This is a genomic window from Photobacterium lucens, from assembly GCF_009873615.1.
GTDB classification, from domain to species: domain Bacteria; phylum Pseudomonadota; class Gammaproteobacteria; order Enterobacterales; family Vibrionaceae; genus Photobacterium; species Photobacterium lucens.
In genome coordinates, this window is the sequence record NZ_SSMG01000324.1 from 1 (window position 1) to 11,410 (window position 11,410).

General features: G+C 41.8%; 9 protein-coding genes and 1 pseudogene. 3 read left to right on the forward strand and 7 right to left on the reverse strand.

Translation table 11 applies throughout. The features are described from left to right. A pseudogene (locus E5A76_RS13950) lies at nt 1-128 on the forward strand (S-(hydroxymethyl)glutathione dehydrogenase); the annotation flags it as partial. Between the two features lie 83 nt (nt 129-211). Beyond that, a complete protein-coding gene (gene fghA / locus E5A76_RS13955; protein WP_023933262.1) occupies nt 212-1,060 on the forward strand; it encodes an S-formylglutathione hydrolase in 849 nt (282 codons plus the stop codon). Nucleotides 1,061-1,183: 123 nt separating this feature from the next. On the opposite strand, the gene E5A76_RS13960 is transcribed toward fghA, so the two are convergent. The 3 genes from E5A76_RS13960 to guaB form a co-directional block, all read right to left on the reverse strand. After that, the gene (locus tag E5A76_RS13960) at nt 1,184-2,740 is read right to left on the reverse strand and encodes an AbgT family transporter (RefSeq protein WP_053988618.1); all 1,557 of its coding nucleotides are present in this window, start codon (nt 2,738-2,740) and stop codon (nt 1,184-1,186) included. A gap of 443 nt (nt 2,741-3,183) precedes the next feature. Beyond that, nucleotides 3,184-4,767, reverse strand: a complete 1,584-nt coding sequence (gene guaA, locus E5A76_RS13965) for a glutamine-hydrolyzing GMP synthase (RefSeq protein ID WP_053988619.1) — start codon at nt 4,765-4,767, stop codon at nt 3,184-3,186. 100 nt (nt 4,768-4,867) lie between these two features. Beyond that, complete coding sequence (guaB, locus tag E5A76_RS13970; protein ID WP_161119290.1) at nt 4,868-6,331, reverse strand: IMP dehydrogenase; 1,464 nt, start codon at nt 6,329-6,331, stop codon at nt 4,868-4,870. 273 nt (nt 6,332-6,604) lie between these two features. On the opposite strand from guaB, the gene xseA reads away from it, so the two are divergent. Next, nucleotides 6,605-7,954, forward strand: coding sequence for an exodeoxyribonuclease VII large subunit (gene xseA / locus E5A76_RS13975; protein WP_161119291.1), 1,350 nt, complete (start codon nt 6,605-6,607; stop codon nt 7,952-7,954). Nucleotides 7,955-8,027: 73 nt separating this feature from the next. Here xseA and E5A76_RS13980 read toward each other — a convergent pair whose 3' ends face one another. From E5A76_RS13980 to E5A76_RS13995, 4 genes are all read right to left on the reverse strand, one after another. Next, nucleotides 8,028-8,270 carry a zinc ribbon domain-containing protein gene (locus E5A76_RS13980; protein WP_053988622.1) on the reverse strand — a complete coding sequence of 81 codons (243 nt, stop codon included), beginning with the start codon at nt 8,268-8,270 and terminating at the stop codon, nt 8,028-8,030. A 399-nt stretch (nt 8,271-8,669) separates the two neighbouring features. Further along, complete coding sequence (locus E5A76_RS13985) at nt 8,670-9,545, reverse strand: alanyl-tRNA editing protein (protein WP_161119292.1); 876 nt, start codon at nt 9,543-9,545, stop codon at nt 8,670-8,672. A 78-nt stretch (nt 9,546-9,623) separates the two neighbouring features. Continuing rightward, nucleotides 9,624-10,031: an META domain-containing protein gene (locus E5A76_RS13990; protein WP_008986331.1), complete on the reverse strand. Its 408-nt coding sequence runs from the start codon at nt 10,029-10,031 to the stop codon at nt 9,624-9,626. Between the two features lie 194 nt (nt 10,032-10,225). Then, nucleotides 10,226-11,242: an OmpA family protein gene (locus E5A76_RS13995; protein WP_053988624.1), complete on the reverse strand. Its 1,017-nt coding sequence runs from the start codon at nt 11,240-11,242 to the stop codon at nt 10,226-10,228. Between the last annotated feature and the right edge of the window lie 168 nt (nt 11,243-11,410).

Genomic DNA, 11,410 nt, shown 5'->3' on the forward strand with positions numbered 1-11,410 from the left:
ACATGGCGGGTGAGTTCCAGTTAGATGACTTCATCTCATTCAACATGGGTCTAGACAAGATCAACGAAGCATTCGATTTGCTTCACGAAGGTAAGAGTATCCGTACTATTATCCACTTCGACAAATAATATAATTACATAATAATAAATGTGCGCAGAGGTCATCTTCTGTACCCTATCTCTGCGCCTAATCTGACTAAGAGAATATATCCATGCCTTTAGAAAACATTAGCTGTAACAAAACTGCTGGCGGTTGGCATAAACAATATACGCACCGTTCAGAAGTCCTTAACTGTGATATGCGTTTTGCGATTTTCCTACCACCACAAACAGCTGCTGGTCAAAAAGTGCCTGTGGTTTACTGGTTATCAGGTCTAACTTGTACCGATGAAAACTTCATGCAAAAGGCAGGAGCACAACGTATCGCAGCAGAATTAGGTGTAGCGATTGTAGCACCAGATACCAGCCCACGCGGTGAAGGTGTTGAAGATGATCCAGCAGGTAGCTACGACTTTGGTCTAGGTGCGGGCTTCTACGTAAACGCAACAGAAGCGCCTTGGAACCGTCATTACAACATGTACGATTACATTGTTAATGAACTACCAGCACTTGTTGAAGCGCACTTCCCTGTATCACAGCAACGTGCGATCAGCGGTCACTCAATGGGTGGTCACGGCGCATTAATGATTGCAATGCGTAACCCAGAGCGTTTCACTTCTGCATCAGCATTTAGCCCAATTGCTAACCCAATGAACTGTCCTTGGGGTCAAAAAGCATTTACAGGTTACCTAGGTAGCAACACTGAAAACTGGAAACAGTACGATTCAAGTGAGCTAATGCGTAAAGCTGAGCAAAAACTACCGATGCTAGTTGATCAAGGTACTCACGATAACTTCTACATTGAAGGTCAATTACGTACAGAGAGCCTAGCTGCAGCGGCTAAAGCGAATAACTACCCAGTAGAGATCCGCATGCAAGATGGTTACGACCACAGCTACTATTTCATGGCGACATTTATTGAAGATCACCTACGCTTCCACGTAGAGCACTTCAACAAGTAATTAGAGTCAGTGTTTAAAGAAATAGTTACGTAATATCTTCAAACACTAAATAGAAAAAAGCCTCACTATATTTAGCGAGGCTTTTCTTTTATCTGCTGAAATTTAAATTATCAGTAACTTAAATTATAAGCTGTAAGTGTATGGTGCTTGAACACCAAGTGGAATACCTAACGCCCAGTAAGCAAGTAGGAAGATGGTCCAACCCACTAGCATTGCAATTGAGTATGGCATCATCATAGACGCTAGCGTACCGATACCAGAGCTCTTCACATAACGTTGCATGTAAACAACAACCAGTGGGAAGAACACCATCATAGGTGAAATGATGTTAGATACAGAGTCACCTACACGGTATGCCGCTTGTGTTAGCTCAGGAGAAATACCTACTGCCATTAGCATTGGAACCATAATAGGACCAATCAATGCCCATTTCGCTGATGCAGAGCCTACCAATAAGTTCACACTTGCTGTTAGTAGGATCATACCAACGATAGTTACTTGACCCGGTAAGTTCATCTCTTGCAGTAACTGTGCGCCAGATAGCGCTAGTAATGTACCTAGGTTAGATTGCGTAAACGCCACTAGGAACTGAGCAATGAAGAATACCATTACCATGAAGCCAGCCATACCCGCCATTGTGGTAGACATCGCTTTAATAACATCGCTACTTTGCTTAAAGGTACCAGCCACTTTACCGTAGATGATCCCAGGGATCACAAACAGGATAAAGATTAGCGGAACAATTGACTGCATCACTGGCGCATTGAACGCTGCAATTTCACCCGTTGGCGAACGCAGTGGTGATGACTCAGGCCATACCGCAGCAACAAGTAATACAATACCTGCTACCATTGCCCAACCTGCGTAAGAAAATGCCTTACTTTCAAGTTCAGTGAAAGAGCCCATATCAGGCGCTTCTTCTGCATCTTCATCGATAGCTGTTTTGCTTAGACGAGGCTCAATGATCTTATCTGTGATGTACCAACCGATACCCACGATAACGAATGATGATAAACCCGTGAACATAAGGTTCGCTAATGGGTTCACGATGTAATCCGGATCCATAATTCGTGCAGCTTCTTGCGTAAAGCCTGCTAGTAATGGGTCAATACCTGATGGGATAAAGTTTGCTGAGAAACCACCTGATACACCAGCAAATGCTGCCGCAATACCCGCTAATGGGTGACGACCCGCAGCGTGAAAAATAATACCGCCTAGTGGAATAACCAGAACATAACCAGCATCTGCTGCGGTGTGAGACACAATAGCAACAAGAATAAGCATAGGTGTAAGTAGCTTAACAGGCGTAACGTTAAGCATTTTCTTAAGGCCGGTATTAATAAAGCCAGATGCTTCAGCAACACCAACACCTAGCATTGCTACAAGTACAATACCTAGCGGTGCAAAGCCTGTGAAATTCTTCACCATATTAGCAAGGAAGCTTGCTAATGCGTCACCCGTTAATAGGTTATTTACTTGTACAACTTGTTGTGTAACTGGGTGAACTAAACCAAAGTCAAACTGAGACATCACCGCAGAAAGAACCCAAACTGCGATCAAACCCCAGAAGAATAGCAAAGCAGGATCAGGGATCTTATTACCTACTCGCTCGATACCATTTAAAAACTTATCCATAGCGCTTGATGGCTTAGGCGCTTGATTCAATGTTTTTTCGTTCATGGCAACTCCGTGCCCCTATGTTGATTGTGTCTGCATAGTGGATCTACTTTGAAGCAGATCTCATTGTTTTTCCTTTCAGCATTATGTTGCTGAACTTAGGTTGAACGATTGTATCGAAAAGAAAATAAAAAAAAGCGACATCATCTAACGAATAACCAAAAGTTATAACAATACTTTGTAAACAAGTATTAACTGTAAACAAAAAACCAACATAATATTTTATTTAGCAAAACATTCTGTCATCCAAATTGAAACAGAGCAGTGTTTGATGACTATACCTAATGATGATTTACTGATTAGTTAGATAACAAATTAAGCATAAAGGAGAAAATTAAGGAGAAAAGTGATTGGATATCGATATCAAATACAGCAATAAAAAAACCCTAATAAATGACTTATTAGGGTTTCAAAAATGTTAACTCACGTTGAGTAACAGGAGAAAATTATTCCCACTCGATCGTCGCAGGTGGCTTACCTGAAATATCGTAAACAACACGAGAAATACCATCAACTTCGTTGATAATGCGGTTAGACACTTTACCTAGGAAGTCGTAAGGTAGGTGCGCCCAGTGTGCTGTCATAAAGTCGATGGTTTCTACTGCACGTAGTGATACAACCCAATCATATTTCCGACCGTCACCCATAACGCCAACAGAGCGAACTGGTAAGAATACGGTAAATGCTTGTGATACTTTATTGTAAAGATCTGCTTTATGAAGCTCTTCAATGAAGATCGCATCAGCACGACGTAGTAAGTCACAGTACTCTTTCTTCACTTCACCTAGTACACGTACACCTAGACCCGGACCTGGGAATGGGTGGCGGTAAAGCATGTTGTAAGGTAAGCCTAACTCTAGACCGATCTTACGTACTTCATCTTTAAATAGCTCTTTTAATGGCTCAACAAGACCCATTTCCATATCGTCTGGTAGACCACCTACGTTATGGTGAGATTTAATAACGTGCGCTTTACCTGTTTTCGATGCAGCAGACTCAATCACATCAGGGTAAATTGTACCTTGTGCTAGCCACTTCGCATTTGATAGCTTCTTAGATTCTTCATCAAATACGTCAACGAATACGTGACCGATCTTCTTACGTTTTGCTTCAGGATCAGCAATACCCGCAAGTGCAGATAAGAAACGATCTTCAGCTTGTACATGAACAATGTTTAGGCCGAACTTATCACCAAACATGTCCATTACTTGCTGGCCTTCATTCAAACGAAGTAGACCGTTATCAACAAATACACACGTTAGCTTGTCGCCAATTGCACGGTGAATAAGCATCGCAACCACTGATGAATCAACACCACCAGAAAGACCAAGGATCACTTCATCGTCACCTACTTGCTCTTTAATTCGTGCAACAGCATCTTCAATAATGTTTGCTGACGTCCACAGTTTTTCACAACCACAGATATTCATGACGAAGTTTTCAATTAACTTCATACCTTGACGGGTGTGCGTTACTTCTGGGTGGAACTGAACGCCGTAGAAACGCTTCTCTTCATTTGCCATTGCTGCAAATGGACAGGTTTCAGTTTCTGCAACTTTTACGAAATCAGATGGGATTTCTACCACTTTGTCACCATGGCTCATCCATACATCCATTAATGCAGTGCCGTCTTCTGCTACTGCGTCTTGAATGCCTTCAAGGAAGTGTGTTGGCTCAACGATCTTAACTTGTGCGTAACCAAATTCACGCTCAGATGAACCAGCAACTTTACCACCTAGTTGCTCAGCCATGGTCTGCATGCCGTAACACACACCAAAGACTGGCACACCTGCATCAAATACATATTGTGGTGCACGTGGAGAACCGGCTTCCGTTACACTTTCAGGACCACCAGAAAGAATAATACCGTTTGGCGCAAATTCACGGATATCGGCTTCATCAACATCCCAGCTCCAAAGTTCACAGTAAACACCGATCTCACGGATACGACGTGCAATTAACTGTGTGTATTGAGAGCCAAAGTCCAAAATAAGGATGCGTTGATCATGAATATTAGTGGTCGTGGTCATTAGTGAGTGTTCTCAAATAATTTTTTATCGATTGGGAGCAGATATTCTGCTCCCGATGCTCTGTATTACTTTCGTTAATTCTAATTAGCAGAATGAACGATTAACCCATACGGTAGTTTGGTGCTTCTTTAGTGATAGTCACGTCATGTACGTGTGACTCTTTCATACCTGCGCCAGTAATGCGTACAAATTCAGCTTTAGTACGAAGATCTTCAATAGTTGCAGAGCCAGTTAAACCCATGCTTGAACGTAAACCACCCATTTGTTGGTGTACGATCTCTTTCATGTGACCTTTGTATGCCACACGGCCTTCAATACCTTCTGGTACTAATTTGTCAGCAGCGTTATCTGTTTGGAAGTAACGGTCAGAAGAGCCTTTAGACATCGCACCTAGTGAGCCCATGCCACGGTAAGATTTGTATGCACGGCCTTGGTACAGTTCAACTTCACCCGGTGCTTCTTCAGTACCTGCGAACATTGAGCCAACCATGACACATGATGCACCAGCAGCAATCGCTTTACACATATCACCAGAGAAACGGATACCACCATCAGCAATAACAGGAATGCCGTATTGATCAGCAACAGATGTCGCTTCTGAGATAGCTGTAATTTGTGGTACACCTACACCAGTCACGATACGCGTAGTACAAATTGAACCAGGGCCAATACCCACTTTCACTGCACTTACGCCAGCTTCAATCAGTGCACGTGCACCTTCAGCAGTTGCTACGTTACCACCAACGATTGGAAGATTAGGGAATGCCGCACGTGTTTCACGAATACGTTGTAGTACACCTTCAGAGTGACCGTGTGAAGAATCGATAAGCAATACGTCAACACCCGCTTCTACCAGTGCTGCAACACGCTCTTCATTACCTGCGCCAGCACCCACAGCAGCACCAACACGTAAACGACCACGCTCATCTTTACATGCGTTTGGTTTACGCTCTGCTTTTTGGAAGTCTTTTGCTGTGATCATGCCTTTTAGACGGAATTCATCATCAACAAGAAGCACTTTTTCAACGCGATGTTGTTGCATGATAGCTTCAACTTCTTCACGTGATGCGCCTTCTTTTGCAGAAGCAAGCTCTGTTTTAGATGTCATCACATCTTCAACTTTCATTGAAAGATCTGTCACAAAGCGAACGTCACGACCAGTGATAATACCAACTAGTTCATTGTTATCAGTCACAACAGGGTAACCTGCAAAACCATTTTCTTCAGTTAGACGTTTAACGTCTGCAATGGTTGCAGTTGGCTTTACAGTAACAGGCTCTGAAACCACACCTGCTTCGAACTTCTTCACCATGCGAACTTGGTTCGCTTGTTGTTCAATAGACATGTTCTTGTGAATGAAACCAATGCCGCCTTCTTGCGCAAGGGCTATTGCAAGACGACCTTCAGTCACAGTATCCATTGACGCTGACACCATAGGGATATTTAGAGCAATATCTTTAGTCAGTTGAGTGCGCAGATCGGCAGTGTTAGGTAGAACGGTTGAATGGGCTGGAACCAGCAAAACATCATCGAAGGTTAAAGCTTCTTGTTTAATTCGTAACATTGCAATATCTCACACCGAATAGGTTTTAAAAGAAGGATAAAATATTGCGGTCGAATTATACGTACGAAGCAAACGTTTGGCTAGAATTTTTTTTATTTTTTTTCTTGACACTTTTTGATTGATAAGTAGTATATTTCGGTTAACTATCCGGTGATGCGGTCAAGGAAATACGGCCAAGATCTGTCCATAGATCTGCCTGTGTGTTTTATGACTTATTCGGTTTTATTTTGACCGCCTGCCTTCTACTTCCTTCGATAGCAGGTACCATTCCCAGTGACCACTTTCTCCCCGCAAAGCCAAACTAATAGCCGTATTTACACCGTTTCTAGCCTTAATGCTCAAGTTCGTCTTATTCTTGAAAATGAAATGGGCGTGGTATGGTTGATTGGTGAATTGTCTAATTTTTCAATGCCCGTTTCTGGTCATTGGTATTTCACCCTTAAAGATGCACGCGCTCAAGTAAAATGCGCCATGTTTAAAGGCAGTAATCGCCACGTCACTTTTAAACCCGGCAACGGTAATCAGGTTTTAGTTAAAGCACGCCTATCATTGTATGAACCACGCGGTGATTACCAACTGATCATTGAAAGTATGCAGCCAGAAGGTGATGGACGTCTTCAACAGCAATTTGAACAACTAAAAATGTCGCTTGCGGCAGAAGGTTTATTTGCACAATCGTTGAAAAAAACACTGCCAGAGCAACCTAAACGTGTAGGGATCATTACCTCAAAAACAGGTGCTGCGCTGCACGATATTTTACATGTGTTACAACGCCGAGATCCGAGCCTACCCATTGTGATTTATCCAACCATGGTACAGGGTGAAGGCGCTGCAATATCTATTGCACAAGCCATTGGTCGCGCTAATACAAGACAAGAGTGTGATGTATTAATTGTTGGGCGCGGTGGTGGTTCATTAGAAGATCTTTGGGCATTTAACGAAGAGATCGTCGCACGCACGATTGCTGCAAGCCAAATTCCAATTGTAAGTGCAGTGGGTCATGAAGTAGACGTGACAATCGCAGATTTTGTTGCCGATGTTCGTGCGCCAACCCCCTCAGCCGCTGCTGAATTGATCAGTCGTGATATGACTCACCAAACACAACTGCTTGATCGTAAAAGACAACAATTGCGTCATGCGATCACTGCGTATTTGTCACAGTCACTACGTCAAACAACCCAGTTACAGCATCGTTTAGAACGTCAGCATCCGCAGCTTCGTCTAAATTTGCAACAACAACATCTTGATGAGATAAGTCAGCGTTTAACCCAAGCAATGGCAAAAAAACTGCAAAATCATCAGCAACATATCGAGCATAATAACTATAAACTCTCGCTCTACTCCCCTGCTTCATTAGTAAAAAATGCACAACGAAATTTAGAACGTAGTGAACAGCGCCTCTATGATGCATTAGATAGGAAACTGCTGAATGTTCGCCACAAATTAGCAGTGGCAGCAGAAAAATTGGAAACCGTCAGTCCACTGGCAACCTTAGCGCGTGGTTACTCCATTACTCGAAATGAGCAAGGCGACGTAATAAGAAAAGCCTCCCAAGTGAAAACGGGGGATACCTTAATCACGACAGTAACTGATGGCGAGATCCACTCAAGCGTGATCAAATAATTTTAAGATCTAGTAATAAAAATGGCGCTTTCTACCAGCGCCATTTTTCTTTCTCTCGTTACACTCGCTTTATTTAAGCTTGTGTACCCATTTTAAACTGTGCTTTTACCCGAGATTTAGATTTTAACTCGTTACAGTGATTGCAAAAATAACTCGCAGAGCCACAAGCTTGTAACTTCTCTAATTGCTCATTACAGTCAGGGCAAAATACCGTTTTCTTCACTTCTTGCTGGCAAAAATCACAAAAATAGCCATGATTTTTCCAACTTAAAATACTGCTACATTGCGGACAAATATTATCAGCCTTATCTGTCATGCCTTATAACCTCAGCGCATCAATAATGTGACAGTCAGATTATTGAGCCTGTCATAAAAAAATACAATTCCATCCATCATAGAATTTCATCTTGCTCACAAAATACTATGTGCAGTAAGACGCCATTTCTCTATTTTACCACCAAACAGGATCTTCGTGATGATCAACAAGCTAAGTGGTGATCATCGTATAAAACAAAGATGATCAGCGATCAGGTATCAAAAGAATATTTATAATTACACTTCCCGAAAGCATAAGTTACATATGCTGTATTTGGATTTTAAACGATATAATAATCCTATCTTTGCTGTTATTTACGCACTGATCTAGTATATTACAAATCAAGATCTTACTCATTATTTAGCTAAATTTATCCAAATCAGCAGAATAAAGCGATATTTAAGCTTTAATGCATTCTGTCCGCATCACAATTTCTTGCTCTGAAATCACTTCAAAACTCACCGTAATAGCAGAATATTCTGCTAATGAAGAAACGTGCGTGCCTCCACATGGGATTTCAAGGCTCCCTTCTTGAGCAAGATCGCATTGCCAGTAACGAGAATCTGTTAAGTATTCACCTTCTCTTCGCATTACAACAGGAGTTTTTAACGCTAACCACAGTGAAAGCTGCTGATTCATTTTAATAGCTACATCATCTAAGGCTGTTAATAATTCGGCACTGTTTAAACCACGCTTACGTAATGTTTTACCTAAACGATAAGTATCTGTGCTGAGATCTGGGGTAACTTCACTTTTTTCTTGGGCGTAGCTGTGGAAATCGTAATAGCCCAGTTCATCTTTACGACTCGGCTCTTTGCGCCAAAATGCTTCATGAAGCACTTTATTCAATGCCAATGAAGATAAATGGCCTGCACTGTGCCCACGACTCAAGCTTTGCTGATAGGCTTTATCCACAGTCAATGTCACGGTATCACCTACTGTCAAAGCGGCATTGGTAGCAATGACATGCACAACAACAAACACCCAACCTTCTGTATCACGCTTAACCGGAATATCTTGAGCAACAAAAAGCGTTTGGGTTGATAACTCTACGGCACCAACAACACAATCCATTACTTCAACGCTCTGATCATCAAAGCTAATTTGACCTTTATCAGCAGGATGATCAGGCCAGATATGACTGACAGGATGAAAAGGCGTACATTGAGTCACAATATAATACTGCCCATTATTTGGGATCATCATTAGTACTTGACTGTCTATCTGCCACTGATTTTGGGTAAATACAACTTGAGTTGGTGTGAACACTGACATTTTCAATCCTTTTTGAGTATGAAAAAGCCCAGCACGATGGCTGGGCTCTCTATTATAAAATTAAATCATATTCACTGATTAACTTGCATTGGTTTTTTCAAATACAAGGAACTTGTCACCAGCATCAACGATTAAACTGCTGTTAATCACTTCAATACTGGTTGCACTACGCAATACATTAAGCATTTCGTTCTCTTGTTTAACCAACTCAGGCAAACACATCTTATGTGTTACAGCAGGCAGTGAGAAATCACCATCAGGTTCAACTTTACCTTTAAATAAATTACAGCCAGTAAAACCTGTAACTTCCATATTAGGTTCGATATTCAATGATGGACGGCGCTTAGTAATACCAGGGATTTCAATGCCTCCCTTTAATTTCCAGCCACCAACCATTTGTGCTGATTTATCTAATTGCTGATTAGAAAAACAACCGGTTAATGAAATAGTGATTAATGCTAGTAAACATAGCGTTGCTTTTTTCATTAGTACCCCTAAATGCTTTTTAATTTCAGTCTCATTAAATCGCTGATTGAAGACCGTAGAAGACCCTCCGCATAGCGCGACTTATTAAAAGTGATCTAATGAGAATGTGATTTGAAAAATAATGCCGGTGAAAATGTCACCGGCATTGAATTTATCTTAGCGAGAAAACGCTAGATAGATGCGATCAGTCTTAATTACTTAAGGATGATCTGTACTGAACGTTGTACGTAGTTAGTCTTAGTAGCAGCGTCAGTTTTGATTGGATCGTTGTAGCTTACAGAAGAAACAGTTAGACGAGATGCGTCGATACCGTTAGCTTCTAGGTAGTTAGCAACGTTTGCAGCACGCTCTGCAGAGATCTTTTCGTTGATCTTAGCTGAACCAACTTTGTCTGCACGACCGATGATTTGAGCGTTAACTTCTGGGTTAGCTTGCATAGTTGCAATCACTTCACCTAGGTTGTAACGGCCGTAGTCGTTTAGCTTAGTTTGACCATTTTGGTATGGTAGAACGTAAGAAGAACGAGTTGGTACTTGAGACTCAACAGCTACTTCTTTAACAACTTCAACGTTATTAGTAACAACCATTGGAGTTGCTGGTTGACCGAACTTGTAAGTCATACCCCAGTACGCTTGAGTTAGATCAGCGTGACCGTGTGAAGTACGTAGGTCTTGGTAGTAATCAGCACCGATTTGAGTAGATAGTGCGTGAGTGATTTGGTAAGACAGACCTAGACCAGCTGTTGGTGAGAAGCTGTCAGACTTCATGTGTAGCGCGTTGTCTGCGAAGTTCTTGTTATCAGCGTAGATGTAAGTTGCACCAACTTTACCGAACGCAGATAGTTTTTGAGTTAGAGGTAGGTTACCTTTTAGACCTAGAGTTGCTAGGTGCATGTCTGCGTTACCTAGATCGTGCATGTAGTCGTAGCTACCGTAGATACCGAAGTACTTGTTGAAGTCGTAACCAGCGTCTAGTTTAACGCTTGGTGCTTCACCGTTTGCAGAACCAGGGAACTTAGAAATATCGCTGTTAGATACGTAACCCATACCTAGTGCACCACCAACCCAGAAACCAGATTGATCGTAAGAAGGTGCTGTTTGTGCAGGTGCAGTAGCTGTAGTGCTAGTAGTTGCATCAGCTGCCATTGCAGATGTAGCAACACCTAGAGATAAAGCTGCTAGTACAGATAGAGATAGAGATTTCAATTTCATGTTTAACTCCATTGAGTAATGCTTAAACTTTTTAATAAGTTTTTCTTATTGTCTGCTTCTTTAAGTGCGCACTGTTTTTTTGATGTGTAACGCAAAGCAGTTTTGTCAGGAACGGGATGCATTTTGTGACTAAGACGACATTATGGCAAGTAATAAAAAATGATGTTC